Origin of the sequence: Pseudomonas sp. NPDC087336 (assembly GCF_044744285.1) — a bacterium.
Lineage (GTDB): Bacteria > Pseudomonadota > Gammaproteobacteria > Pseudomonadales > Pseudomonadaceae > Aquipseudomonas.
In genome coordinates this window covers 74924-101557 of sequence record NZ_JBIUYA010000022.1, presented here as the reverse complement: position 1 = coordinate 101557, position 26634 = coordinate 74924, and the positions used below count along the sequence as shown (strand labels likewise).

Here is a 26634-nt window from a genome sequence, read left to right as displayed (position 1 = left end):
AAGCGTTTGCATCAAAACTGAGCAAACAATCACGCTTTTCCTGCTGATGGCTACACTCCTCAGAAGCTTGCCCACGCACCATTCGGCCATCGCAAGGAGGCTTGATGAATGATGAACTGCAACACCTGAAGAATCTTGGCAAGACGTCGGCGCAATGGCTGCATGCAGTGGGCATCCACAGCGCCTCGGACTTGCGTCGCCTGGGGGCGGTGGACGCTTATCGGGCCGTGCGCACGCGCGGGTTCCGGGCCTCCAAGGTGTTGTTGTACGCGATCGAAGGCGCCTTGATGGACGTGCACTGGAATGACATTCCAGCCGAACGCAAGGAAGCCTTGAACAAACAACTCGAAGCCATCTCGTCACGCCACAAGAACTGAACGAGTACCGCTCGCCATGTACCTACTTGGGGAACAACCGGCTTACGCCGAAACACTGATCAATCGCCTGCAACACATCCCCGCCCGACTGTTGCAGGGTTTGGCACCGAGTGGGCCCACCGTCGAATTTCCTGCCGTAGACGACCTCGCCGCCGCATTATCCACCGATCAACTGTTCATGCTGGATAACGGCCGGCTGCACGGCTGTATCGATGATCGCGCGCTGTTCTATCTGCAGCGGGGCGATCTGATCGGCCTGCGCCAGGACGCGGGCTTGCCCCGCTGTCGCTTGTGCAGCAAGACGCCCCTGGCACTGACACCCTACCTTCGATCGCAGGTGTTCCAGCACATCTATGCCGATCCGGCCCGCTCGGAGCTGTTCCTGCAGTACATGGCGGGCCAGACCGCCCTGCTGTCCGATGCCGTGGCGCGCCTACAGCAGCCGGAATTTCGCGCCACCAACGGCTTCCAGCGCGTTACCAGCGGCGACATGCTGATCCATCAGGGCGATGAGGCGGACCATGTGTTCGTCATCATCGACGGCCACGCCGAAGCGTTTGTCGATGGCGTGAAGGTGGGCGATGTGCCCAAGGACGAGATTTTCGGCGCCATGGCCGTGTTTACCGGCGAGAAACGCAACGCCACGGTGATCACCAGCGAACCCTGCACCATCATGCGCATTCCCAAGGATCAGTTCTTGAGCCTCACCCAGAGCAATCCGAAGATTGCCAACAGCCTGATCGAAAGCATGGCCCGACGTATCGACCTGCTGAATAAACAGGTTACACAGTTGAGCGCACTGAAAACGACAGGCAGAACCCAATGAATACAAGGACTTGGCACAAGCGTGCGACAGGATTCGAACAAATGGGAAATCACCTGTTGACTTGGTAATGAGAATCGATATGATTATCACAACTGGTCGCGAGACTGGTCGATATTCTGAAAAGCCCTTGGTTCGGACTCTCAGATTATCTCCTCATCAGGCTAATCACGGTTATTTGACCCGGCTCTTGCCGGGTCTTTTTTTTGCCTGTGGAAAAGTCGTGCAGCGCTGCAACAAGTATCCTGAGCACCTGGCACTGGTTTGCATTGGGCAATTCAGCTATTGATCACTGCTCGCGACCTGAGGATCAGCATGAAATTTCTTTGTACAGGCACTGAGTTGACCGACGCCAGCAGCCGCGGTTTCGACATCGACGGCCAAAAACTCTTCGCCGTGCGCCGGGGCGGCCAGGTTTACGTCTATATCAATCGCTGCCCGCACCGTGGCGTCGGGCTCGAGTGGACCCCGGACCAGTTCCTCGACCCGAGCAACAGCCTGATCCAGTGCGCCACCCATGGCGCCCTGTTCCTGATCGAGGACGGCGAATGTGTTGCCGGCCCCTGTGCGGGGCAATCGCTGACCCGGGTCGATTGCCGCGAAGACGCACAGGGCATCTGGGTCAGCCTCTAACCGCCGAGCAATACGTCAAGACGGCGGTCCACCACCATTTCCTCGTGGGTCAGGCGTACGCCGTAGGCCAGCACTTCAACCCCGCACGCCACCGCCTCACGCAAGGCCTGTGCGTAGGCCGAATCGATTTCTTCTGCCGGTCGCACAGCTTCGATGCCACTGAGATTGACGCAGTACAACTGCACCGCGCGAATCCCGTCCCGGGCCAGATGGGCCAATTCACGCAAATGCTTGGCCCCGCGCTGGGTCACCGCATCGGGAAACGCCGCCACAGGCGTGCCGTCATAACCCAGGGTGACGCTTTTGACTTCCACGTACGCGTGCCCGCTCGGGTACTCGAGACGGAAATCGATGCGGCTGCTTTCCTGTCCGTAAGCGACTTCGCGTTTCAGCTCGGTGAAGCCGTTCAACTCGCCGATCACCCCCGCCCGCAACGCTTCTTCGATCAAGCCATTGGCCCGCCCGGTATTTACGCAAAACAGGCGTCCGTGCGGGGTTTCGCCGATTTCCCAGGTGCCGGGCAACTTGCGCTTGGGGTCATTGGAGCGACTGAACCAGACCTGCCCGCCTTCGACCTGGCAATTGAGCATCGAGCCCGTGTTCGGGCAGTGAATGGTCAGCAACTCGCCATCGACGGTTTCGATATCGGCGAGAAAACGCTTGTAGCGGCGTATCAGCCGACCCTCTTCGAGGGGGGGATGAAAAAGCATTAGCCTTGCCAGCTCCGCAGACCACGACCGATACGCTCCACCGCTTCCTGCAAGCGTTCGAGGCTTTGGGTGTAGGCAAACCGCACGTGGTGCCCGGCCTGGTAGCGGCCGAAGTCCAGTCCGGGGGTGATCGCGACATGTTCAGTTTCGAGGAAATGACGGCAGAACGCGAAGGCATCGCCGCCGAACTTGCTGATATCGGCGTACAGATAGAACGCGCCTTCCGGCTCAACGGCGATACCGAAACCCAGATCTCTCAAGGCAGGCAGCAGATAGTCCCGTCGACGACCGAATTCGGCGCGTCGCTCTTCCAGGATCGCAATGGTGGCCGGCTCGAAACAGGCCAACGCCGCGTGCTGGGCCATGCTTGGTGCGCTGATGTAGAGGTTTTGCGCAAGCTTTTCCAGCTCACTCACCGCCGCATCCGGCGCTACCAGCCAGCCAAGACGCCAGCCGGTCATGCCGAAATACTTGGAAAAACTATTTAGCACAAAGGCACTGTCGTCGACTTCGAGCACGCTGGCCGCATCGGTGCCGTAAGTCAGGCCATGGTAGATCTCGTCCACCACCAGGTGACCGTGACGCTGCTTGATGGCCTGGGACAGCCCCGCCAGTTCGTCGCGGTTGAGGATGGTGCCGGTCGGGTTGGCCGGGGAAGCCACCAGCGCGCCCACACTGTCGTGATCCCAATGCCGCTCAACCAGGTCCGGTGTCAGTTGATAACGCACCTCCGGACCTACCGGGACCAGCTGCGCGGCCCCTTCCACCAGGCGCAGGAAGTGCCGATTACATGGGTAACCCGGGTCGGCCAGCAGCCAGTGTTTGCCCGGATCGACCAGCAAGGCACTGGCCAGCAACAACGCACCGGAACCGCCGGGGGTGATGAGGATGCGTCGCGGGTCGATGTTCAAGCCATGACGCTGCTGATAAAAGCCCGAAATGGCCTCGCGCAGTTCGGGGATACCGCGGGCGGCGGTGTAACGCGTCTTGCCCCCTTCCAGCGCAGCCTGCCCGGCGCGGATGATCGGCTCGGCGGTGGTGAAGTCCGGTTCGCCGATTTCCAGGTGGATCACATCGTGACCGGCAGCCTGCAATTCATTGGCCCGCGCCAGCAACGCCATGACATGAAAAGGTTCGATCGCGCGACTGCGGGCACTGTAGGACTGAGCCATTGGCCTTCCTTCAACAGGGAAAAGAAACGATTCTACCCAAGCGCAGGAACGAGCGAGAACCTAAAGCGGTCAGAGGCCTTATGACCCAGGTACAAACGAGCTGAGCGAGTGCTCAGGGTTTGACTAAAATCATTAATTGAGCAGGGTTCCAGAACCACCAGGCAATGCTTTGCCATCATTTGCAAGCACCGCGGGCCGCGGCCTCGACATCCGGGAGTAGCGCGGTCTGATTTGATCTGGTAAGTTCGCCCGCTTGCAGCCGCAGGGCCGGCAGGTGCCGGTGATGGAGCAATCCTGCGCAGATGGATTACAAGAGTAGAGGCGGTCTATTTCATGTCCACCCAAGCAAAGCAACAAGCGAATCAGGCGATCAGCGGCTTCGAGCCCTATGTTCAGAAAGCTGGCGAAGAGTACATGGGCGAGCCCATGCGCAAGCACTTCACCAAGGTTCTGAATCAGTGGAAAAAAGAGCTGATGGAAGGTGTCGACAAGACCGTGGACCACATGAAGGACGAAGCGGCCAACTTCCCTGACCCGGCAGACCGTGCCAGCCAGGAAGAAGAGTTCGCTCTCGAGCTTCGAGCCCGCGATCGTGAGCGCAAGTTGATCAAGAAGATCGACAAGACGCTTCAGTTGATCGAAGACGAAGAGTACGGCTGGTGTGAATCCTGCGGCATCGAGATTGGCGTCAAGCGCCTTGAAGCACGCCCTACCGCTGACTTGTGCATCGACTGCAAGACACTGGCGGAAATCAAGGAAAAGCAAGTCGGCAAATAATCGCGACTTGAACGAAGAACGGGGCGTGCGAACGCTCCGTTTTTGTTTCTGATGTTTTTTTGGCTTTAAATGCATTCATGACCGCCATCACCTCCCCCGCCTACATCGGGCGCTTTGCGCCCACGCCCAGTGGCCACCTGCATTTCGGCTCGCTGGTCGCCGCACTGGCTTCCTACCTCGACGCCCGCTCGGTGGGTGGCCGTTGGCTGATGCGCATGGAAGACCTCGACCCGCCCCGGGAAGAACCCGGTGCCCAGGCGGCAATCCTCAAGGCCCTGGAGAGTTACGGTTTCGAGTGGGATGGCGAGATGGTCCGCCAGAGCGACCGCCACGAGGCCTACGCCGAAGTGCTCAATCGCCTTTTCAACCAAGGCCTGGCCTACGCCTGTACCTGCTCGCGCAAACAACTGGAGCCGTACCACGGCATTTATCCAGGGTTGTGCCGCAATGCCGGACACGGCACCGAAGATGCCGCCATTCGCGTTCGCGTCCCCGAGCTGGACTACCACTTCATTGATCGGGTGCAGGGCGAGTTCCATCAGCATCTGGGCCGGGATGTCGGCGATTTCGTGATTCGCCGGCGCGACGGGCTCTATGCTTATCAACTGGCGGTGGTCCTGGACGATGCCTGGCAAGGCATCACTGACATCGTGCGCGGTGCCGACCTGCTCGATTCCACGCCGCGCCAGCTCTATTTGCAGGAGCTGCTCGGCCTGCGCCAGCCGCGGTACCTGCACATCCCGCTGATTACCCAACCTGATGGCAACAAGCTCGGCAAGTCCTACCGCTCACCGCCGCTGACCGAAGACCAGGCTTCACCGTTGTTGCTGCGAGCCCTGCGCGCCCTGGGACAAAAGCCCGGTGCCGAGCTGGCCTGCGCCACGCCGCGGGAAGTGCTGGACTGGGGCATTGCCCACTGGGACGCCCTGTCGATCCCGCGCACACTGAGCCTGCCCGAGGCGCAGCTACAGTGATCGTGCTTGCAGTGGCGCGCCCATCCGTTACCATCGCCGCACGTTTTCGGGCACGGGCATAAAAAAGAGAGGCCGGGATGTACATCTATCGCTTGGTCCTGCTCCTGGTAGTGGGGATTTATCTGTTTTCCCCAGCCATCATGGATTGGTGGATCGACGCCACTGGCGCCTGGTATCGCCCTTATCTGCTCTGGCTGATCCTGATCGTCGTGACCTTCATCCTGCAGAGCCAAAAAGATGCCGATGAGCTTTAGCCTGACCCAGATGATCCTGATCAGCGCCGCGTACCTGGCGGTGCTGTTCGGCGTGGCCTGGGTCAGCGAACGGGGCATGATCCCGCGGGCGATCATTCGCCACCCGCTGACGTACACCCTGTCGCTGGGGGTCTACGCCAGTGCCTGGGCATTTTATGGCACCGTGGGCCTGGCCTATCAGTATGGCTACGGCTTCCTGTCCAGCTACCTGGGGGTTTCCGGCGCGTTTCTGCTGGCACCGGTGTTGCTGTATCCGATCCTGAAGATCACCCGCACCTATCAGCTGTCGTCCCTGGCCGACCTGTTCGCGTTCCGCTTTCGCAGCACCTGGGCTGGCGCGCTGACCACGATTTTCATGCTGGTCGGGGTACTGCCCCTGCTGGCGTTGCAGATCCAGGCGGTCGCCGACTCCATCGGCATCCTCACCCGCGAGCCGGTACAGCATCGCGTGGCGTTGAGTTTCTGCGCGCTGATCACGCTGTTCACGATTTTCTTCGGCTCCCGGCACATCGCCACCCGGGAAAAACATGAAGGCCTGGTGTTCGCGATTGCCTTCGAATCGGTGATCAAGCTGATCGCCCTCGGCGGCGTTGGCCTCTATGCGTTGTATGGCGTATTCGACGGCCCGCAACAGCTGGAATTGTGGCTGCTGCAAAACCAGACCGCCCTGGCCGCGCTGCACACGCCACTGCAGGAAGGCCCTTGGCGCACGCTGCTGCTGGTGTTCTTCGCCTCGGCGATCGTCATGCCGCACATGTACCACATGACCTTCACCGAAAACCTCAACCCGCGCTCGCTGGTCAGCGCGAGCTGGGGCTTGCCACTGTTCCTGCTGCTGATGAGCCTGGCGGTGCCGCTGATTCTCTGGGCCGGCCTGAAGCTCGGCGCCACCACCAACCCGGAATATTTCACCCTCGGCATCGGCATCGCGGCCAACAGCAAGGCCCTGGCTTTGCTGGCCTATGTCGGCGGCCTCTCCGCTGCCAGCGGCCTGATCATCGTCACCACCCTGGCCTTGTCCGGCATGGCCCTGAACCACCTGGTGCTGCCGCTGTACCAGCCACCAGCCGAAGGCAACATCTACCGCTGGCTGAAATGGACCCGTCGCGCCCTGATCGTCGCCATCATCATGGCCGGCTACGGTTTCTACCTGCTGCTGGGCGCCGAGCAAGACCTGGCCAACCTCGGCATCGTCGCCTTCGTGGCCACGCTGCAATTCCTGCCGGGCGTGCTGTCGGTCCTGTATTGGCCGACCGCCAACCGTCGCGGCTTCATCGCCGGGCTGCTGGCCGGGATCCTGGTGTGGCTGGTGACCATGCTGCTACCGCTGGTCGGTAACCTGCAGGGCTTCTACATACCGTTGTTGAACATGATCTACGTGCTCGACGACACCAGTTGGCACATGGCCGCGATCGCCTCCCTGGCCGCCAACGTACTGATGTTCACCCTGATTTCGCTGTTCACCAATGCCAGCACCGAAGAGGCCAGCGCCGCCGAAGCCTGTGCCGTGGACAACGTACGCCGCCCGCAACGCCGGGAACTGCACGCCGCCTCGCCCCAGGAATTCGCCACCCAGCTGGCCAAACCGCTGGGTGCCAAGGCGGCGCAGAAGGAAGTCGAGCAGGCCCTGCGCGATCTCTACCTGCCCTTCGACGAGCGTCGACCGTACGCCTTGCGCCGCTTGCGCGACCGGATCGAAGCCAACCTGTCCGGCCTGATGGGGCCGAGCGTGGCCCAGGACATGGTCGAGACGTTCCTGCCCTACAAGGCCGGCGGCGAAAACTATGTCACCGAGGACATCCACTTCATTGAAAGCCGCCTCGAGGACTACCATTCGCGCCTGACCGGCCTGGCCGCCGAGCTCGACGCCCTGCGTCGCTATCACCGCCAGACCCTGCAGGAGTTGCCGATGGGCGTCTGCTCGCTGGCCAAGGACCAGGAAATCCTCATGTGGAACAAAGCCATGGAGGAATTGACCGGGATCGCCGCGCAGCGTGTGGTAGGTTCGCGCCTGAGCACCATTGCCGATCCGTGGAAAGCGCTGCTGCAAGGCTTCATCAACGTTCCGGATGAGCACTTGCACAAACAGCACCTGGCCCTCGACGGCCAGACCCGCTGGCTGAACCTGCACAAGGCGGCGATCGACGAACCGCTCGCACCGGGCAACAGTGGCCTGGTGCTGTTGGTGGAAGACCTGACCGAAACCCAGATGCTCGAAGACAAACTGGTGCATTCCGAGCGCCTGGCCAGCATCGGTCGCCTGGCCGCGGGCGTGGCCCATGAAATCGGCAACCCGATCACCGGCATCGCCTGCCTGGCGCAGAACCTGCGCGAAGAGCGCGAGGAAGACGGCGAACTCAAGGAAATCAGCGGGCAGATCCTCGAACAGACCAAGCGCGTCTCGCGCATCGTGCAGTCGCTGATGAGCTTCGCCCATGCCGGCAGCCACCAGCACAGCGACGAGCCCGTCTGTCTGGCCGAAGTGGCCCAGGACGCCATCGGCCTGCTGGCCCTGAACCGGCGCAATTTCGAAGTGCAGTTCTACAACCTGTGCGACCCCGATCACTGGGTCGAAGGCGATCCGCAGCGGCTCGCCCAGGTATTGATCAACCTGCTCTCAAACGCCCGTGACGCCTCGCCTCCCGGCAGCGCGGTGCGGGTCAAGAGCGAAGCCGGCGAACACACGGTCGACCTGATCGTGGAAGACGAAGGCAGCGGCATTCCCTCGAGCATCATGGATCGATTGTTCGAACCCTTCTTCACCACCAAGGACCCGGGTGAAGGTACCGGTCTGGGCCTTGCACTGGTCTATTCCATCGTTGAAGAGCATTATGGACAAATCACCATCGACAGCCCGGCTGATGTTCAGAGCCAACGCGGTACCCGTATCCGGGTGACCTTACCGCGTCATGTCGAAGCGACGTCCGCTGTGAACTGAGACCGTCGAGAGTATCGAATCAATGCCGCACATTTTGATCGTCGAAGACGAAACCATTATCCGCTCCGCCTTGCGCCGCCTGCTGGAACGCAACCAGTACCAGGTCAGCGAAGCCGGTTCAGTGCAGGAAGCACAAGAACGCTTCACCATTCCCACGTTCGACCTGATCGTCAGTGACCTGCGCCTGCCGGGCGCGCCGGGTACCGAGTTGATCAAGCTTGGCCAGGGCACGCCGGTGCTGATCATGACCAGCTATGCCAGCCTGCGCTCGGCGGTGGACTCGATGAAGATGGGCGCGGTGGATTACATCGCCAAGCCTTTCGACCACGACGAAATGCTCCAGGCCGTCGCGCGCATCCTGCGTGACCGCCAATCGGCGCAAGCCAGCAGTGAACCGGTCGCCGGCAAAGTCGCCAATGGCGCGACCAAAACCGGTAGCGACAACAGCAACGGTGAAATCGGCATCATCGGCTCATGCCCACCGATGCAGGACCTGTATGGCAAGATCCGCAAGGTCGCGCCGACGGACTCCAATGTCCTGATCCAGGGCGAGTCCGGTACCGGTAAGGAACTGGTGGCGCGCGCCCTGCACAACCTCTCCAGGCGGGCCAAGGCGCCGATGATCTCGGTGAACTGCGCGGCCATTCCGGAAAGCCTGATCGAGTCCGAACTGTTCGGCCACGAAAAAGGCGCATTCACCGGCGCCAGCGCCGGACGTGCCGGCCTTGTGGAAGCGGCGGACGGCGGCACCCTGTTCCTCGATGAAATCGGTGAATTGCCACTGGAAGCCCAGGCGCGCCTGCTGCGCGTGCTGCAGGAAGGTGAAATTCGTCGAGTGGGTTCGGTCCAGTCGCAGAAAGTCGATGTGCGCCTGATCGCTGCGACCCACCGCGACCTCAAGAGCCTGGCGAAGATCGGCCAATTCCGTGAAGACCTGTATTACCGCCTCCACGTGATTGCCCTGAAACTGCCGGCTCTGCGCGAACGTGGCGCGGACGTCAATGAAATCGCCAACGCCTTCCTGGCGCGCCAAAGCGCACGGATCAACCGCACAGACCTGAAGTTCGCCCCGGACGCCGAGCAAGCCATTCGTCATTACTCCTGGCCAGGCAACGTTCGCGAGCTGGAAAACGCGGTCGAGCGTGCTGTCATCCTGTGCGAGAGCCCGGAAATTTCCGCCGAGCTACTGGGCATCGACATCGAACTGGGCGACCTGGAAGACGACGAGTTCATCGGCCTGCCCCCACAACAGGGCAACGGTAACGCCGGCAACAACAATCACGAGCCGACCGAAGACCTGTCCCTGGAAGACTACTTCCAGCACTTCGTGCTCGAGCATCAGGATCACATGACCGAAACCGAGCTGGCGCGCAAACTCGGGGTGAGTCGCAAGTGCCTGTGGGAACGCCGTCAGCGCCTGGGCATCCCACGGCGCAAAACCGGGGTACCGAGCGAGAGCTGAGCCCCACCTGTCTCATGTGCGGGTAACACATGATTTTGTGAAAAAACTGTTACCTCAGGTTTTTCACGTAACAGAAGCCGGGGCTTACGGTAACGAAGCCCCGGTTTTTTTTGGCCCTCATTTACCCCAGCAACGCACCTAACCCCTTGTTTTACTGGGGTTCGCAAAAGTTGGCACGCACCCTGCTATATGTTTGGTACAAGAACAATAACAAGCAACGAACAAGACAATAAAAATAAGACGAATCGACTCACGCACAATAAAAACAAGACGGCGAGAGGCGCAGCTAACTGATTCTTTTGGAGAGGCGTTGTATTTGGGGCTTGCCCCACGACCAGGCCGAGAACAACAAAAAACTGTCTTAAGACAGAGCCTGAACTGGTTGGATCGCAAGATCACTGCAGCACAGCGACCAAAGCAATCCGTTTGCTCTTGACTCCCGATTGGGAGGGTCATGAAGGAAAGCTTCATGGCAAGGGCACTCAACAAAAACAAGAAGCCCGAAACCAATAACAAAAATAGAGCATGCAACTACTTCTTGGGGAGCTTCGGCTCCCCTTGTAGTTTCCGCGATCTGGAAACCCCTCAAATCAGCCCGCTTCTGCCTTGAAGCATGCGGCTTGCAGCTCAAACCTGCAGTGTCCTACACCATCCCTCGACTAAATGCTAGAATCCCCGCCCATCATGCGGTCATTCTTCGTTTTGGCCGAACATTCCTTCAAACAGTGCATCCCATGCTGAAGAAGCTGTTCCAGTCATTCCGTACTCCCCTGCGTCGTACGCAACACATCCGCAGCACGCCTGAAGTGCTCAACAGCGGTCAACATTCGCTGCAAAAGGGCCAGTTCAGCCGTTACGCGGTAAACATCGTCGAACGCCTGCAGGGCGCCGGTTACCAGGCTTATCTGGTCGGCGGTTGTGTGCGCGACATGCTGCTCGGCATCACGCCGAAAGACTTTGACGTCGCCACCAGCGCCACGCCCGAACAGGTACGGGCCGAATTCCGTAATGCGCGGATCATCGGCCGCCGGTTCAAGCTGGTGCACATCCACTTCGGCCGCGAAATCATCGAAGTCGCGACCTTCCGCGCCAATCACCCGCAAAACGACGAAGAGGAAGACCACAATAAATCCTTGAGTAACGAAAGCGGGCGCATCCTGCGCGATAACGTCTACGGGACTTTGGAAGAAGACGCGCAACGCCGTGACTTCACCATCAACGCCCTGTATTACGACCCGGTCAGCGAACGCATTCTCGATTACGCCAACGGCGTACACGACATTCGCAACCAACTGATCCGCTTGATTGGCGACCCCAAGCAGCGTTACCAGGAAGATCCGGTGCGGATGCTGCGTGCCGTGCGTTTTGCCGCCAAGCTGAATTTCGGCATCGAAAAACACAGCGCCACGCCGATCCGCGAACTGGCACCCATGCTGCGCGAGATCCCGTCGGCCCGCCTGTTTGAAGAAGTGCTCAAGCTGTTCCTGTCCGGACACGCTGCCGACACCTTTGAAATGCTGGTCGACCTGCAATTGTTCGATCCACTGTTCCCGGCCAGCGCCGAGGCACTGGAATACAACCCGACCTACACCCATACCCTGATCAGCGAAGCCCTGATCAATACCGACCTGCGCATCAAGCAGAACAAACCGGTGACCCCGGCGTTCCTGTTTGCCGCCTTGCTCTGGCCTGCCCTGCCGGCGCGCGTATTGCGCCTGCAGGACCGTGGCATGCCACCGATTCCGGCGATGCAGGAAGCCGCGCACGAATTGATTGCCGAGCAGTGCCAGCGCATCGCGATCCCGAAACGCTTCACCCTGCCGATCCGCGAGATCTGGGACATGCAGGAGCGCCTGCCTCGGCGCAGCGGCAAACGTGCCGACCTGCTGCTGGACAATCCGCGCTTCCGCGCCGGTTACGACTTCCTGCTGCTACGCGAAAGCGCCGGCGAGCAGACCGATGGCCTGGGCGAATGGTGGACCGACTATCAGGATGCCAATGACAGCGAGCGTCGCGACATGATTCGCGACCTCAGCGGCAAGGACGACGGCACCGGCGGCCCACGCAAACGTCGCCGCAGCGGCGGCTCCAAGCGCAAGCGCTCAGCGGACGCTTCGAGCACCACGGGCGAATAAACCAATGGAACGCATCTACATCGGCATGGGCAGCAACCTCGCTGACCCCGCCGAACAGCTGCGCAGCGCCATCGAAGCGCTTGCACAGTTGCCGCAATCGCAGCTGGCCGGGGTTTCAGCCTTCTATCAAAGCGACTCGCTGCTGCCCGGCCAACCGCGTTACACCAACGCGGTTGCCGCTCTCGACAGCACGCTGGCACCGCTTGAGCTGCTGGACGCCTTGCAGTCAATCGAAAACGGCCAGGGCCGCGAGCGCCTTGAGCGCTGGGGGCCGCGCACGCTGGATCTCGACATCCTGCTGTTCGGTGACCGCCTGATCGACGAGCCTCGCCTCAAAGTCCCCCACTACCACATGCAGGAACGGGCCTTTGTGCTGTATCCATTGGCGGAATTGGCGCCTGCAGATCTGCGCCTGGCCGATGGCCGCGGCCTGGCAGAATTGCTCGCTGCGTGCCCGTTCGTCGGCCTGGAACGCCTGACTAAAAATTGACACAAACCCTGTGGGAGCGCAGGACAGAAAATGCGCGATAAGCCCGCCCAGCCTGCTGAATCGCATCAGTAAGCCCGGTAACACCGCTGACGTAACAACGCGGTAACACACGTAATTGACTTCCCACGTTCTCCTCACGACTATAGGCGTCCCGCTGCCGCCATCCCGGCATCAAGGGCGCAATCCAGGCCTTAAAAGCACGACAAAAGACCGTGCGCCTGTATTTAACGAAGAATCACGCGCGTTACTCGCAGTAGTTTCCACAGCGCCTGAATGAGGAACTTTTCATGCCAGCCATCACCCTGACCACTCTGCAAGGTCTCAAGCACAAAGGTGAAAAAATCACCATGCTGACCTGCTATGACGCGACCTTCGCCCACGCCTGCAACCAGGCAGGTGTCGAAGTGCTGCTGGTGGGCGACTCCCTCGGCATGGTTCTGCAAGGTCATGACAGCACCCTGCCGGTGACTACCGCCGAAATGGCGTACCACGTGGCAGCCGTCAAACGCGGTAACACCGACGCCTTGATCCTTGCCGACTTGCCCTTCATGGCCTACGCCACCACGGAACAGGCCATGACCAACAGCGCCCTGCTGATGCAGGCCGGCGCTCACATGATCAAGGTCGAAGGCGCGTTGTGGTTGGCGGACTCCATCCGCCTGCTGGCGGAACGAGGCATTCCGGTCTGTGCCCACATGGGCCTGACCCCACAATCGGTGAACATCCTCGGCGGCTACAAGGTCCAGGGTCGCAATGAAAACCAGGCGCGGCAGATGCGCGCCGATGCCATTGCCCTGGAGCAGGCTGGCGCGGCGATGCTGCTGCTCGAATGTGTTCCCAGCGAGCTGGCCGAAGAAATTACCCAGGCCGTGAACATTCCGGTCATCGGGATTGGCGCCGGCCACCACACCGACGGCCAGGTACTGGTGCTGCATGACATGCTGGGCCTGTCCATCACCGGTCGCGTACCCAAATTCGTGAAAAACTTCATGACCGGCCAAACCAGCATTCACGCTGCCTTGAGCGCCTATGTCACCGAAGTCAAAGCGGCGACTTTCCCAGGCATCGAACATGGATTCTCTGCATGAACACCGTCAAAACTGTCCGCGAACTGCGGGCCGCCGTGGCCCGTGCCCGCGGTGAAGGCAAGCGCATCGGCTTCGTGCCGACCATGGGCAACCTGCACAGCGGTCATGTCGCATTGATCACTAAGGCCACCCAACGGGTGGATTTCGTGGTCGCGAGCATTTTCGTCAACCCGCTGCAGTTCGGTGCTGGCGAAGACCTCGACAAATACCCGCGCACCCTCGCCGCCGACCAGGAAAAACTCCTCGAAGCCGGCTGCGACCTGCTGTTCGCGCCAACTGTTGAAGAGATGTACCCCGACGGCATGGCGGGACAGACCCGCGTCAGCGTCCCGCAACTGTCCGAAGGCCTGTGCGGCGCCAGCCGTCCGGGACATTTCGAAGGTGTGGCAACGGTGGTCAGCAAGCTGTTCAATATGGTCCAGCCGGACCTGGCGATCTTCGGCCAGAAAGACTTCCAGCAACTGGCGGTCATTCGCGCGCTGGTGCATGACCTGAACATGCCGATCCAGATCATTGGCGAGCCGACAGTGCGGGCGGCCGATGGCCTGGCACTGTCGTCGCGCAATGGCTTCCTCACCGAAGACCAGCGCGCCGTGGCACCGGTGGTGTATCGCACGCTGTGCGAGATCGCCGAAGCGATCAGGCAAGGCGAGCGCGATTACCCGGCCCTGATCCGCGCCAAGCTGCAACAGCTGGAAGCTGCGGGCCTGCGCCCCGACTACCTGGAAATTCGTCATGGCCTGAGTCTGCGTCCGGCAACCCCGGAAGATCGAGACCTGGTGATCCTTGTGGCGGCGTTCCTGGGGACGACGCGCTTGATCGACAACCTGCACCTGAACCTCGATACCCCCGCCTGAATTCCCCCCTACATATCCCCCGAGACCGCGCCGGTATAAAAAAGTACCGGTCGCAGGTCCGACAAAGCCAAGACAGATCGTCGCTCTGGGTTTACTGTTACCGGCCTGCGCTATTTAATCGTGTGCACGCAGGCTAACCGGGTACCACCCAGACAGTGGTCAGGACATTCCGGTATTTTCAGTGTCTTAAAGGCAGTTCAAGTAAAAGGAAACCCGCAGCGATGGCGTACTACCGCACCCCCCACGACGTGACCGCCCTGCCCGCCTGGCAAGCGTTGAAAGACCACCGCCAGGCCATGCAGGATTTCAACATGCGCGAGGCCTTCAACGCCGACCCGCAGCGATTTACCCAATTCACTCTTAGTAGCTGCGGCCTGTTTCTCGACTATTCGAAAAACCTGATCAACGCCCAGACCCGCGACCTGCTGGTGTGCCTGGCCAACGAAGTCGACCTCAAGGGCGCGATCAAATCGCTGTTCGATGGCGAAATCGTCAACGCCTCCGAAGGCCGCCCCGCCCTGCACACCGCCCTGCGCCGTCCGGTCGGCGACAAGCTTTCGGTCAACGGCGTCAACGTGATGCCTGAAGTGCACAAGGTGCTGAACCAGATCACCGACCTGGTGGGCCGTATCCATGATGGCCTGTGGCGCGGCTACTCCGAGAAGCCGATAACTGACGTGGTCAACATCGGCATCGGCGGTTCGTTCCTCGGCCCGGAGCTTGTGTCCGAAGCCCTGCTGGCCTATGCCCAGAAGGGTGTGCGGTGCCACTACCTGGCGAACATCGATGGCAGCGAGTTCCATGAACTGGCGCTGAAGCTGCGCGCCGAGACCACCCTGTTCATCGTCTCGTCGAAATCCTTCAACACCCTCGAAACCCTGAAAAACGCCCAGGCCGCACGCGCCTGGTACCTGGCCCAGGGTGGCTCGGAAGCCGAGCTGCATCGTCACTTCATCGCGGTATCGAGCAACAATGCTGCCGCCGTGGCGTTCGGCATCCGCGAAGAAAACATCTTCCCGATGTGGGACTGGGTCGGCGGGCGTTACTCGCTGTGGTCGGCCATCGGCCTGCCAATCGCCCTGGCCATCGGCATGTCGAACTTCAAGGAACTGCTGTCCGGTGCCTACACCATGGACCAGCACTTCCTCAACACCCCGTTCGAACAGAACATGCCGGTGCTGCTGGCCCTGCTGGGTGTCTGGTACGGCAATTTCTGGGGCGCGCAAAGTCACGCGATCCTGCCGTACGACCACTACCTGCGTAACATCACCAAGCACCTGCAACAGCTGGACATGGAATCCAATGGCAAGAGCGTGCGCCAGGACGGTACTCCCGTCAGCACCGATACCGGCCCGGTAATCTGGGGCGGCGTGGGCTGCAACGGCCAGCACGCTTACCACCAGTTGCTGCACCAGGGCACCCAACTGATCCCGGCTGACTTCATCGTGCCGATCGTCAGCTTCAACCCGGTGGCCGACCACCACCAGTGGCTGTATGCCAACTGCCTGTCGCAAAGCCAGGCGCTGATGCTCGGCAAGACCCTGGCTGAAGCCCAGGCCGAGCTGCGTGACAAAGGCATGAGCGAAGAGCAGGTGCAGAGCCTTGCGCCACACAAGGTGATTCCGGGCAACCGTCCAAGCAACACCCTGGTGGTCGAGCGCATCAGCCCGCGGCGCCTGGGTGCACTGGTGGCGATGTACGAGCACAAAGTCTTCGTGCAAAGCGTGATCTGGGGCATCAACGCCTTCGACCAATGGGGTGTGGAGCTGGGCAAGGAGCTGGGCAAAGGCGTCTACAACCGCCTGGTCGGCAGCGAAGAAACCCCGGCTGACGACGCGTCTACCCAGGGCTTGATCAACTACTTCCGCGGGCGTCACCGCGGCTGACTTGACGCTAATCCTGCGGCGGGTACTAACCTTTGTAGGAGCTGGCTTGCCAGCGAAGACGGTATATCAGGCAATACTTATGTCGACTGATACACCGCTTTCGCTGGCAAGCCAGCCCCTACGAGGGTCGCGCAGCTCCCCTCTTGTCCTCAAAACAAGAAGAAGGAACCGTCATGTTCGATATCAGCACGTTCCCCAAAGCCGATGCCGTGCGCCGGGCTGCACAACTGAGTCAAGACGACTATCACCGCCTGTACCGCGAATCCATCGAGCACCCCAGCACCTTCTGGGCCGAACAGGCCAACCGCTTCCTCGACTGGAGCACACCCTGGCAGACCGTCCAGCGCTACGATCTGAAAACCGGTGAAGCCCACTGGTTTGCCGGCGCCCGGCTGAACGTCAGCTACAACTGCATTGACCGTCACCTGGCAACCCGCGGCGATCAAACCGCGATCATCTGGGAAGGCGACGACCCCGCCGAATCCACGCAAATCACCTACAGGAAACTTCATCATTACGTCTGCCGCCTGGCCAACGTGCTCAAAAGCCGTGGCGTGAAGAAAGGCGACCGGGTGTGCATCTACATGCCGATGATCCCTGAAGCCGCCTACGCCATGCTCGCCTGCACTCGCATCGGTGCAGTGCATTCGGTGGTGTTCGGTGGCTTCTCGCCGGATTCGCTTCGCGACCGGATCCTCGACGCCGACTGCCGCACAGTGATTACCGCCGATGAAGGCGTGCGCGGAGGTAAATTCGTGCCGCTCAAGCACAATGTCGACAAGGCGCTGCAAAGCTGCCCGGATGTCAGCACCGTGGTCGTGGTCGAACGGACCCAGAACCCGGTGGACTGGGTCGAGGGCCGCGACCTCTGGTACCACCAGGCGCTGCGCGACGTCGGCGACGACTGCCCGCCCGAGCCGATGGACGCCGAAGACCCGCTGTTCATCCTCTACACCTCCGGCAGCACCGGCAAACCCAAAGGCGTGCTGCACACCACGGGTGGCTACTTGCTGCAAGCGGCAATGACCTTCAAATATGTGCTGGACTACCGCGATGGCGAAGTGTTCTGGTGCACCGCCGATGTCGGCTGGGTCACTGGCCACAGCTACATCGTCTACGGGCCCCTGGCCAATGGCGCCACCACCCTGATCTTCGAAGGCGTGCCGAGCTACCCGAGCACCTCGCGGTTCTGGCAGGTGATCGACAAGCACAAAGTGAACATCTTCTACACCGCCCCCACCGCACTGCGCGCCCTGATGCGCGAAGGCGCAGAACCGTTGAAGGAAACATCACGTGCCAGCCTCAGATTGCTCGGCACTGTCGGTGAGCCGATCAATCCGGAAGCCTGGGAGTGGTACTTCAATGTCGTCGGCGAACAGCGCTGCCCGATCGTCGATACCTGGTGGCAGACCGAAACCGGGGGCATCATGCTCAGCCCGCTGGTCAGTGCCCAACACATCAAACCCGGCTGCGCGACAAAACCAATGTTCGGTGTGCAACCGGTGCTGCTGGACGAGCATGGCAAGGAAATCAAAGGCGCCGGCAGCGGCGTGCTCGCCCTGAAATCAAGCTGGCCGGCGCAAATCCGCAGCGTCTACCGCGACCCGCAACGGATGGTCGACACCTACTTCAAGCCCTATCCCGGTTACTATTTCACCGGCGATGGCGCCCGCCGCGACGAAGATGGCGACTACTGGATCACCGGGCGTATCGACGATGTCATCAATGTCTCCGGGCACCGCATCGGCACCGCCGAAGTGGAGAGCGCCCTGGTACTGCACGACAGCATCGCCGAAGCCGCCGTGGTCGGTTACCCCCATGACGTCAAGGGCCAGGGCATCTATGCCTTCGTCACCCCCATGAACGGCGTCGAGCCCAACGAAGAACTGAAGAAAACCTTGCTGGCCCACGTCAGCAAGGAAATCGGCAGCTTCGCCAAGCCCGACCTGATCCAATGGGCACCGGCCTTGCCGAAAACCCGTTCAGGCAAGATCATGCGGCGCATTCTGCGCAAGATCGCCTGTAACGAACTGGACAGCCTGGGAGATACCTCGACCCTGGCCGACCCGAGTGTGGTCCAGGGCTTGATCGACAAGCGCCTGAACCAATAACGTACTGCCGTCTACTGTCGGAGCTGTCGCAGGCTGCTCCGACAGAAAATCACAGGGACACCATGGAATTCATCCGTACCCGCATTGAAACCCAGATCATGAGCCTGACCGGTCTGTCCCTGGGCAAGCTCGACCTGGAAAGCCCCAAGGGCGACCCCGGGCTGTTCGGACCGGATTCGGTGAGCTGGCAAGTCCACGGCGACTTCAGCAGCATGCTGATCGGCGGTATCAGCGCCCTGATGCTGCAAGCGCTGCACCCGCTGGCCTTGGCCGGTGTCTGGGACCATTCGAATTTTCGCGAGGACATGCTCGGTCGCCTGCGCCGCACCGGGCAATTCATTTCCGGCACCACCTTCGGCTCACGACAGGACGCCGACTGGCTGATCGAGAAAGTCCGCACCATCCATTTGCAAATCACTGGCACCGCACCCGATGGCCGCCCCTATGCCGCCAGCGATCCCGACCTGCTGACCTGGGTGCACGTGGCCGAGGTCAGCAACTTCCTGGCCGCGCATTTGCGTTATCGAAACCCGCACCTGTCCCTGGCCGACCAGGATCGTTACTACGCAGAGATCGCCTTGGTGGCCGAACGCCTGGGCGCCCGTGACGTGCCGCGTTCCCGGCTGGATATTGCCGCTTATCTTGAGAGAGTTCGCCCGCAACTGTTGTGCGACGAGCGCAGTCGCGAAGTGCTGCGGCTGCTGTTGAACGCCCCCTCCCCCAGCCGTTTGGCCAGGCCTTTCGGTGGCTTGATGATGCAAGCCGGGATCGACCTGCTGCCGGACTGGGCCAGTGACATGCTCGGCGTGAGCCAGGGGCCGCTGCAACGCAAACTGATCCGCGCCAGCGTCAATCGCAGCGCGCCGATGCTGCGCTGGGCGGTGCGTAATGGTTCGGTACATCGTGCGAAACGGCGTATGGGCCTGCTGTAGGAGCGTGGCTTGCCCGCGAAGAACGATAACGCGGTATTTCAGCAAGACCGCGTTATCGTTCTTCGCGGGCAAGTCGGGTCACCGCACCGCTCGCTCCTACAGTCCAAGCTGTTAAACTCCCGCGCCCAATTCCTCCTGCAAGGCGCCCAGCATGTCATCCTTGAACCAGGCGCTGCGCGCCGCCCTTGAACATCGTCAAGGTCTGCTGGCCGAGTTGCACAGCCAGGGCACCGACTGTTATCGCCTGTTCCATGGCAGCCAGGAAGGCGCCGGGGGGCTGACGATCGACCGCTACGGCCCGCAACTGATGGTGCAAAGCTTCCACCAGTCGCTGGAGCGCGAGGCGTTGCTGCACTTGCACGAAATCGTCAATCAATACCTGGGGTTTGAAACCCTGCTGGTCTACAACGACCGTTCCCGTGGCAACTCGCGCATCGACCGTGAAGACACCGTCTACCGCGCTGACGAAGCCGCGCTGCAAGACCTGGTTGGCCACGAGTGGGGCCTCAATTACCGGGTACGCGGGCGTCACGCCGGGCAAGATCCACTGCTGTTCCTCGACCTGCGCAACACCCGTGGCTGGGTCAAGGAGCACAGCAGGAACAAGCGCGTGCTGAACCTGTTCGCCTACACCTGCGGAGTCGGCCTCAGCGCCGCAGCCGGTGGTGCCAGCGAGGTTTGCAACCTGGACTTTGCCGAAGGCAACCTGGCGGTCGGTCGCGAGAATGGCCTGCTCAACCCGCAATTGCCGACCATGGAATTCATCCAGTCCGACTACTTCCCGGCCATTCGCCAGTTGGCCGGCCTGCCCATCAGCCAGCGTCGCGGACAGAAGCTGCCGAGCTATCAACGCCTGGAGCAGCGCCAGTACGACTTGGTGCTGCTCGATCCCCCTGCCTGGGCCAAGAGTGCTTTTGGCACCGTCGACCTGCTGCGCGACTACCAGAGCCTGCTCAAGCCGGCATTGCTGACCACCGCAGACAATGGCGTGCTGATCTGCTGCAATAACCTGGCAAAAGTCAGCATGGACGACTGGCGCGAGCAGGTCTTGCGTTGCGCCGAGAAGGCCGGCCGGCCGGTACGGGAGTGGACCGTCATGAAACCAGGCGGCGACTTCCCGTCGATGGACCAGCAGCCACCCCTGAAAACCCTGATTCTGCAGTTCTGAAAATCGCCGTTGTTTTCAGATAAATCCTGCTCGATGTGAGGACTTCGGAACCGAAATCGCGTGCCATACTCCAAGGCACTCCGATCCAGACAGATGAAGCCTCACATGTACAAAGGATTGATTCGCGCCATCGGCGCCTTGTTGACTGCTCTGGCCCTCTACAGCCTGCTGGGGTTTCTGATTTTGCCAGGCATCGCCTTGCGCCTGGTCAACCAGCAGTTGGCCAACTACGCGACGACGCCCGCCACGCTCCAGCGCATCGAACTCAATCCCTTCAGCCTTGAAGTGACCCTGTGGGGCCTGAACATCGGCGAGCCCGGCAAGGAGCAGGTCGGCTTCGAACGCCTGTACGCCAACCTGCAACTCGACAGTCTCTGGACCAAGGCGCTGCATCTGTCGGAAATCGAGCTGGAAAAATCCAAGACCGAGGTGCTCTTCGCGAAGGATGGCAAGCTCAACCTGATCGGCTTGTTCAAATTGCCGACCAGCGAACCGACGCCAGTCGATCCTGACGCCAAGCCATTCCCGCTGCGCATCGACCGCATCAAACTGGTGGACGGATCGCTGCACTTCAAGGATACACGCCCCAGCGAACCCATCGAGTTCCTCTACGACAAGCTCGATTTCGAACTCAAGAACCTCAGCACCCTGCCTGAAGACAGCGCCGACATGACGCTGGTGGCAATTGGTCCCAACGGCGGCCAGATTGACTGGACCGGCAACTTCAGCCTGATTCCGCTGGCCTCCGAAGGGAAGGTGAAAATCACCGACGGCAAAATGAAAGCTTTTTGGCCTTATGTGCGCGACGCGGTGCCCCTGGACCTCGAAAGTGGCGTACTCAACCTCAGTACCGATTACAAACTCAACCTGTCCAAGCAAACCGAACTGCTGCTGAACAACGTCGCGGTCAGTGTCGCGCCCTTCGCGATCAAGGCCCCGGACGGTCGGCCGCTGGCGAAACTCGAGCGCCTGGACATCAGCGAAACCACGGTGGACCTGGCCAAGCAACAGGTGGTGGTCGGCAAGATCCGTAGCCACAAACTGGAAACCTGGGCAGCACTGGAAGCCGACGGGCAACTTGACTGGCAGAAACTGTTCGCCAGCCAACCGTCAAAACCGGCGGCCAAGGCCAACGCCGAGCCGCCGAGCACCCCGGCGGCAGCCGACTCGCCGAAACCCGAACCGGCAACGCCAGGCAAACCCTGGCAAGTGCTGCTCAACGATGTGCAATTGCGCGATTACAAAGTGCATCTGGTGGACCGCAAAGCGCAGCCTGCGGTGGAGCTGGAGCTGAGCCCACTGAATCTCGACTTGCAGAAGTTCGACAGCCTCAATGGCTCGCCCTTCCTCCTCAAGCTCGACACCGGCGTTGGCAAGCAGGGCAAGCTCACGGCCGATGGCGAGGTCAACCTGGCGCCGGTCAGCGCCCGACTCAACGTACAGACCAAGGACATCGACCTGCGCGTCGCCCAGTCCTATATCAGCCCGTTCATTCGCCTGGAACTGCGCAGCGGCATGCTCGGCAGCGACATGGCGGTCAACCTCAAAGGCACCGACCCCCTGGCCCTCAGCGTTACCGGCCGCGCCCAGGTGGATCAGTTGCATACCCTCGACACCCTGAAAACCCGCGACTTCCTCAAGTGGCAACAGTTAGTAGTCGAAGGCCTGAACTATCAACACGGCGACAGCCTGTCGATCGACAAGATCAACCTGCTGCAACCCTATGCGCGCTTCATGATCAACGATGACCGGACCACCAACATCGATGATCTGCTGATCCCACAACCGGCCGACACTGGCGCTGGCGCCAAGCCTGCCGCCGCCAAACCCGCCGCCAGCAAGGACAAGCCCCTGGGCATCCATATCGGTGGCATTGCCATCAACGACGGTTCCGCGAACTTCGCCGACTTCAGCCTGACCCCGAACTTCGCCACCGCTATCCAGCAGCTCAACGGTTCGATCGGCACCATCGACAGCCGTCAGGCGAAACCGGCCAGTGTCGACATCAAAGGCAAGGTCGATCGCTATGCACCGGTGACCATCAAGGGCGCGGTCAACCCGTTCGACCCGATGGCCAGCCTCGACATCGCCACCAGCTTCAAACGCGTGGAACTGACCACGCTGACACCCTACTCCGGCAAGTTCGCCGGTTATCGCATCCGCAAGGGCCGGCTCAACCTCGATTTGCATTACGTGATCGTCAAGGGCCAGCTCAAGGCTGAAAACAAAGTGGTGGTCGAGCAGTTGCAACTGGGCGAAAAAGTCGACAGCCCGGATGCCGTGAGCCTGCCACTGAAACTGGCCATCGCCTTGCTCAAGGATGTCGATGGCAAGATTTCCATCGAACTGCCGGTGAGCGGCGACCTGAATAACCCGCAGTTCAGCGTGATGCCGATTGTCTGGCAGACCCTGCGCAACCTGATCGTCAAGGCCGCCGCCGCGCCGTTCAAGCTCATTGGCGGCCTGGTGGCCGGTGGTGGTTCGCAAGACCTGGGTACCGTGTCATTCGCCCCGGGCTCGAGCGACCTGAACAAGGACGCCGAAGCGGCACTGGTCAAACTGTCCCAGGCCCTCAAGGAACGTCCGGCCCTACGCCTGGAAATCGAAGGCACCGCCGCCAAGAGCAGTGACGGCCCGCTGATCGCCGAGCAACGCCTGGAACGGGAATACCAGTACAACTACTACAAAATGCTCCAGCGCCGTGGCGACAAGGTGCCGGCGAAGGCTGCCTTGCTGGAGGTGCCCGACAGCGAGAAAGGCCCGTTGCTGGAAGGGATCTACCGCACACGCCTGAAGGTCCAGCCACCTGCCGAATGGAAAGACCTGGGCAAAGAAGAACGCACCGCGAAAATGCGTGCGGACGTGATCCAGTTCTGGAGCTCCAGCGAAGTGTTATTGCGTGAGCTGGGTCAGGAACGCGCCAGCAGCATCAAGGATTACCTGGTCGACAAGGGCCAGCTCGCCGACGACCGCGTGTACTTCATCGATGCCCAGTTGGGCGAAGCGGAAAAAGACGGCAAGGTCGTTACGCCACTGCATCTGGACGCCGAGTGAACTAAACGTCAAAAGATCGCAGGCTGCGATCTTTTGCTTTAAATAGAACAGGCCCCGACACGAATGCCAGGGCCTGTAATGGCCACGTCCTTGTGGCCGGTCGCATGAACTTCTAAGTTGCGGCAGACGTATGACTCAGCCCGCCTGCCGCGCCTTCTCCCAGTCCAGGCGAGAAGTCTTGCCTTACTCGGCTTTGAGGCCGTCAGCGGAGACTGCCTTGACGCCTTTGATTTTCTTGGTGATGGCCACCGCAGTGGATTTCTGAGCGTCCGTTACTGCAACGGTGGACGACAGGGACACAACACCCTTGTTGGTTTCCACTTTGATATCGGTACCTGGAATGCCTTTTTCGGTGACCAGGTCTGATTTGACTTTGGTAGTGATCCAGGTATCGGAAACATCCTCTTTCGCTTCGGTCATTTCACCGGCGGCCAGCATCATCGGTGCTTGTGTGGCCTGAGTCTGGGCAAACGCAGCGTTGGCCATGGTCAGGGTCAGCGCGGTAGCAGTAGCGGCAGCAATAGCGAACTTCTTCATACGAGTAACTCCTGTTTTTCTGGAAAGTCTGCTGGGTGATCTGTCAGCAGGGTTACCAGAGATATTGCGAACGCTGTGCCAACTTTGAAACAAACATTAATTTCTTATAAATCAATAAGTTAGAAAAACAGTCATTTTTCACAATCATGCAAAATGCATGAGTTGGACATTATCGACATGCAAGTTGCGGGTTTTGAAGAAGGCCTAAGGCCATGAATTTTTGGAAGTTTTCTCAATGAGTCGATGTTTCTGAACAGCGAGCAAAAAATACCCCGCAGCGGCGGGGTATCAGGCAATAAACCAATGGATCAAGCTTTCGGCGCAACGCCCGTGCAGCCTTTCGGCGCGTAGTCCTGGTCGACACCGGTGGTGCACGCCCAGCCAGTCAATGAGCGCGTCAGGGTAATGGTTTTATTCAGCACCTGCGCCGGAGCATTGAGGATTGTGCAACCAATCGTGCCCGTACCCTCGGCAGCTTTGCCCGCTGCGGTCATGGTGCAGTTGGACGTGCTGGCGGAACCGCCCACCTGCGCCAGATCCGGGTCCGTCCCCTGGTTCATCAGATCTTCAAACGGCACCTTCAATGCTGAAATCTCGGCCAACCCGGCCGTGACCTTGGCCCGCGCCTGGTACTTGGAGTAAGCAGGGAGCGCAAACGTCGCCAGAATCCCGATGATCGCCACCACTATCAGTAACTCGATCAGGGTAAAACCTTTTTGATTGTTCAATGACAGCCTCCGTGCATGAGTCGAAATCTCATGATCTGCACCGTCTGCAGCACAGCCCATGCCAAGCCCGTGGCGCCCTGTTCCCGGGGTGCACGGTCGCCACAAAGCTCCCTTTTACCCTCAGGAACCGCACAATCTGACACTTTTCGTCACCTCAAGAGCGCTGGTTTGGCTCCACCAATTGACTAGGCTATAAGTCTTGAATGCCTTGTACCCGGTATCCCGAGGAACGCATCGGCACATTCACGATCTATGAGGGTCGGTTGCGATCAATGCAACGGCGTTATAACGGGTCAGCAAGGACTGAACATGGCAGTCAAGGCAGCAAGAACCAGCGTGTACACCTGGGAAGGTACAGACAGGAAAGGCACGAAGGTGACGGGCGAGTTGAGCGGTCAAAACCCGGCGCTGATCAAGGCGCAATTGCGCAAGCAAGGCATCAATCCTGGCAAGGTGCGCAGGAAAACCACGTCGATTTTCAATCTCGGCAAACGCATCAAGGCCCAGGACATTGCCCTCTTCACCCGGCAGATGGCGACCATGATGAAGGCCGGCGTGCCGTTGTTGCAGTCGTTCGACATCATCGGTGAAGGCTTCGACAACCCGGCCATGCGCAAGCTGGTCGATGAGGTGAAGCAGGAAGTGGCAGCGGGCAACAGCTTCGCCGCGGCCCTGCGCAAAAAACCGCAATACTTCGATGAGTTGTACTGCAACCTGGTGGACGCCGGGGAGCAGGCCGGCGCGCTGGACACCCTGCTGGAACGGGTGGCGACCTACAAGGAAAAAAGTGAAAGTCTCAAGGCGAAGATCAAAAAAGCCATGACCTACCCGCTGATCGTCGTGTGCGTCGCGATCATCGTGACCGGCATCCTGCTGATCAAGGTGGTGCCGCAATTCGAATCGGTGTTCAAGGGTTTTGGTGCTCAATTGCCGGGCTTCACCTTGATGGTCATCGACCTGTCGCAGTTCATGCAAGCGTGGTGGTGGATGTTGCTGGGCGCAGTCATTGCGGCTGCTCTGGCTGTGCGCCGCGCCCTGAAAACCTCGCAAGGTTTTCGCGACCGAACGGACACCTGGCTGCTGAAACTGCCTTTGATAGGCACCTTGATGTACAAGTCCGCGGTGGCCCGTTTCGCTCGCACGCTGTCGACGACCTTCGCCGCCGGCGTACCGCTGGTCGACGCCCTGGAGTCGGTGGCCGGCGCCACCGGCAACATCGTGTTCAAACGCGCGGTGTTGCGCATCCGGCAGGACGTTGCGACCGGCATGCAGCTGAATTTTTCCATGCGCACTTCCGGTGTTTTCCCGAACATGGCCGTGCAGATGACCGCCATTGGCGAGGAGTCTGGCGCACTCGACGACATGCTGGACAAGGTCGCCGGTTTCTACGAGGACGAGGTCGACAATATGGTCGACAACCTCACCAGCCTGATGGAACCGTTCATCATGGTGGTGCTGGGTGTTATTGTCGGCGGCCTGGTGGTCGCGATGTACCTGCCCATCTTCCAACTCGGCTCAGCGATCTGAC

Annotated in this window: 22 protein-coding genes; 18 read left to right on the top strand and 4 right to left on the bottom strand. The window is 60.4% G+C overall.

Translation table 11 applies throughout. The features are described from left to right. The first annotated feature begins 104 nt into the window (after window positions 1-104). The 3 genes from ACIO0C_RS21490 (at window position 105) to ACIO0C_RS21480 (ending at window position 1833) form a co-directional block, all read left to right on the top strand. Complete coding sequence (locus ACIO0C_RS21490; protein WP_007971093.1) at window positions 105-377, top strand: TfoX/Sxy family protein; 273 nt, start codon at window positions 105-107, stop codon at window positions 375-377. 16 nt (window positions 378-393) lie between these two features. Continuing rightward, the gene (locus ACIO0C_RS21485; RefSeq protein ID WP_401315059.1) at window positions 394-1203 is read left to right on the top strand and encodes a Crp/Fnr family transcriptional regulator; all 810 of its coding nucleotides are present in this window, start codon (window positions 394-396) and stop codon (window positions 1201-1203) included. Between the two features lie 312 nt (window positions 1204-1515). Next, window positions 1516-1833, top strand: coding sequence for a Rieske (2Fe-2S) protein (locus tag ACIO0C_RS21480; RefSeq protein ID WP_401315058.1), 318 nt, complete (start codon window positions 1516-1518; stop codon window positions 1831-1833). Here ACIO0C_RS21480 and sfsA read toward each other — a convergent pair. Together sfsA and ACIO0C_RS21470 are read right to left on the bottom strand one after the other, a co-directional pair. Further along, complete coding sequence (gene sfsA / locus ACIO0C_RS21475) at window positions 1830-2543, bottom strand: DNA/RNA nuclease SfsA (RefSeq protein WP_401315057.1); 714 nt, start codon at window positions 2541-2543, stop codon at window positions 1830-1832. The genes ACIO0C_RS21480 and sfsA overlap by 4 nt on opposite strands. After that, window positions 2543-3715 (bottom strand): pyridoxal phosphate-dependent aminotransferase, encoded by a 1173-nt coding sequence (locus ACIO0C_RS21470; RefSeq protein WP_401315056.1) that lies wholly within the window; start codon window positions 3713-3715, stop codon window positions 2543-2545. Before ACIO0C_RS21470 ends, sfsA begins: the two co-directional genes overlap by 1 nt. Window positions 3716-4048: 333 nt before the next feature. Here ACIO0C_RS21470 and dksA point away from each other — a divergent pair, with 333 nt between their 5' ends. The 14 genes from dksA (at window position 4049) to ACIO0C_RS21400 (ending at window position 23841) form a co-directional block, all read left to right on the top strand. Further along, entirely contained in the window at window positions 4049-4492 is a 444-nt protein-coding gene (dksA, locus tag ACIO0C_RS21465; RefSeq protein WP_008058386.1) for an RNA polymerase-binding protein DksA, read from the top strand. 77 nt (window positions 4493-4569) lie between these two features. Further along, window positions 4570-5466 carry a tRNA glutamyl-Q(34) synthetase GluQRS gene (gluQRS, locus tag ACIO0C_RS21460; RefSeq protein ID WP_401315055.1) on the top strand — a complete coding sequence of 299 codons (897 nt, stop codon included), beginning with the start codon at window positions 4570-4572 and terminating at the stop codon, window positions 5464-5466. 77 nt (window positions 5467-5543) lie between these two features. Then, window positions 5544-5720: a hypothetical protein gene (locus ACIO0C_RS21455; RefSeq protein ID WP_003176118.1), complete on the top strand. Its 177-nt coding sequence runs from the start codon at window positions 5544-5546 to the stop codon at window positions 5718-5720. After that, complete coding sequence (locus tag ACIO0C_RS21450; RefSeq protein ID WP_008058384.1) at window positions 5704-8658, top strand: sensor histidine kinase; 2955 nt, start codon at window positions 5704-5706, stop codon at window positions 8656-8658. Before ACIO0C_RS21455 ends, ACIO0C_RS21450 begins: the two co-directional genes overlap by 17 nt. 22 nt (window positions 8659-8680) lie before the next feature. Continuing rightward, window positions 8681-10120, top strand: a complete 1440-nt coding sequence (locus tag ACIO0C_RS21445; protein WP_401315054.1) for a sigma-54-dependent transcriptional regulator — start codon at window positions 8681-8683, stop codon at window positions 10118-10120. A gap of 734 nt (window positions 10121-10854) precedes the next feature. Beyond that, the gene (locus ACIO0C_RS21440; protein ID WP_401315053.1) at window positions 10855-12255 is read left to right on the top strand and encodes a polynucleotide adenylyltransferase PcnB; all 1401 of its coding nucleotides are present in this window, start codon (window positions 10855-10857) and stop codon (window positions 12253-12255) included. Between the two features lie 4 nt (window positions 12256-12259). Then, the gene (gene folK, locus ACIO0C_RS21435; protein WP_401315052.1) at window positions 12260-12745 is read left to right on the top strand and encodes a 2-amino-4-hydroxy-6-hydroxymethyldihydropteridine diphosphokinase; all 486 of its coding nucleotides are present in this window, start codon (window positions 12260-12262) and stop codon (window positions 12743-12745) included. A 287-nt stretch (window positions 12746-13032) separates the two neighbouring features. After that, complete coding sequence (panB, locus tag ACIO0C_RS21430; RefSeq protein ID WP_401315050.1) at window positions 13033-13833, top strand: 3-methyl-2-oxobutanoate hydroxymethyltransferase; 801 nt, start codon at window positions 13033-13035, stop codon at window positions 13831-13833. Continuing rightward, window positions 13830-14690 (top strand): pantoate--beta-alanine ligase, encoded by an 861-nt coding sequence (gene panC, locus ACIO0C_RS21425; RefSeq protein ID WP_401315048.1) that lies wholly within the window; start codon window positions 13830-13832, stop codon window positions 14688-14690. The genes panB and panC overlap by 4 nt, the downstream gene beginning before the upstream one ends. A gap of 221 nt (window positions 14691-14911) precedes the next feature. Continuing rightward, the gene (pgi, locus tag ACIO0C_RS21420) at window positions 14912-16576 is read left to right on the top strand and encodes a glucose-6-phosphate isomerase (RefSeq protein ID WP_401315047.1); all 1665 of its coding nucleotides are present in this window, start codon (window positions 14912-14914) and stop codon (window positions 16574-16576) included. A gap of 173 nt (window positions 16577-16749) precedes the next feature. After that, on the top strand, window positions 16750-18687 hold the full coding sequence (gene acs, locus ACIO0C_RS21415) for an acetate--CoA ligase (RefSeq protein ID WP_401315045.1): 1938 nt from the start codon (window positions 16750-16752) through the stop codon (window positions 18685-18687). Window positions 18688-18749: 62 nt separating this feature from the next. After that, entirely contained in the window at window positions 18750-19619 is an 870-nt protein-coding gene (locus tag ACIO0C_RS21410; RefSeq protein WP_401315044.1) for an oxygenase MpaB family protein, read from the top strand. 151 nt (window positions 19620-19770) lie between these two features. After that, the gene (locus ACIO0C_RS21405) at window positions 19771-20787 is read left to right on the top strand and encodes a class I SAM-dependent rRNA methyltransferase (protein ID WP_401315043.1); all 1017 of its coding nucleotides are present in this window, start codon (window positions 19771-19773) and stop codon (window positions 20785-20787) included. A 93-nt stretch (window positions 20788-20880) separates the two neighbouring features. Continuing rightward, on the top strand, window positions 20881-23841 hold the full coding sequence (locus tag ACIO0C_RS21400; RefSeq protein WP_401315041.1) for a DUF748 domain-containing protein: 2961 nt from the start codon (window positions 20881-20883) through the stop codon (window positions 23839-23841). A gap of 183 nt (window positions 23842-24024) precedes the next feature. Here the strand turns inward: ACIO0C_RS21400 and ACIO0C_RS21395 are convergent, their stop codons facing one another. Both ACIO0C_RS21395 and ACIO0C_RS21390 read right to left on the bottom strand, forming a co-directional pair. After that, complete coding sequence (locus ACIO0C_RS21395) at window positions 24025-24378, bottom strand: BON domain-containing protein (RefSeq protein ID WP_401315039.1); 354 nt, start codon at window positions 24376-24378, stop codon at window positions 24025-24027. 308 nt (window positions 24379-24686) lie between these two features. Further along, window positions 24687-25106 carry a pilin gene (locus ACIO0C_RS21390; protein ID WP_401315037.1) on the bottom strand — a complete coding sequence of 140 codons (420 nt, stop codon included), beginning with the start codon at window positions 25104-25106 and terminating at the stop codon, window positions 24687-24689. A 309-nt stretch (window positions 25107-25415) separates the two neighbouring features. On the opposite strand from ACIO0C_RS21390, the gene ACIO0C_RS21385 reads away from it, so the two are divergent. After that, entirely contained in the window at window positions 25416-26633 is a 1218-nt protein-coding gene (locus tag ACIO0C_RS21385) for a type II secretion system F family protein (protein WP_401315036.1), read from the top strand. Window position 26634 lies beyond the last annotated feature (1 nt).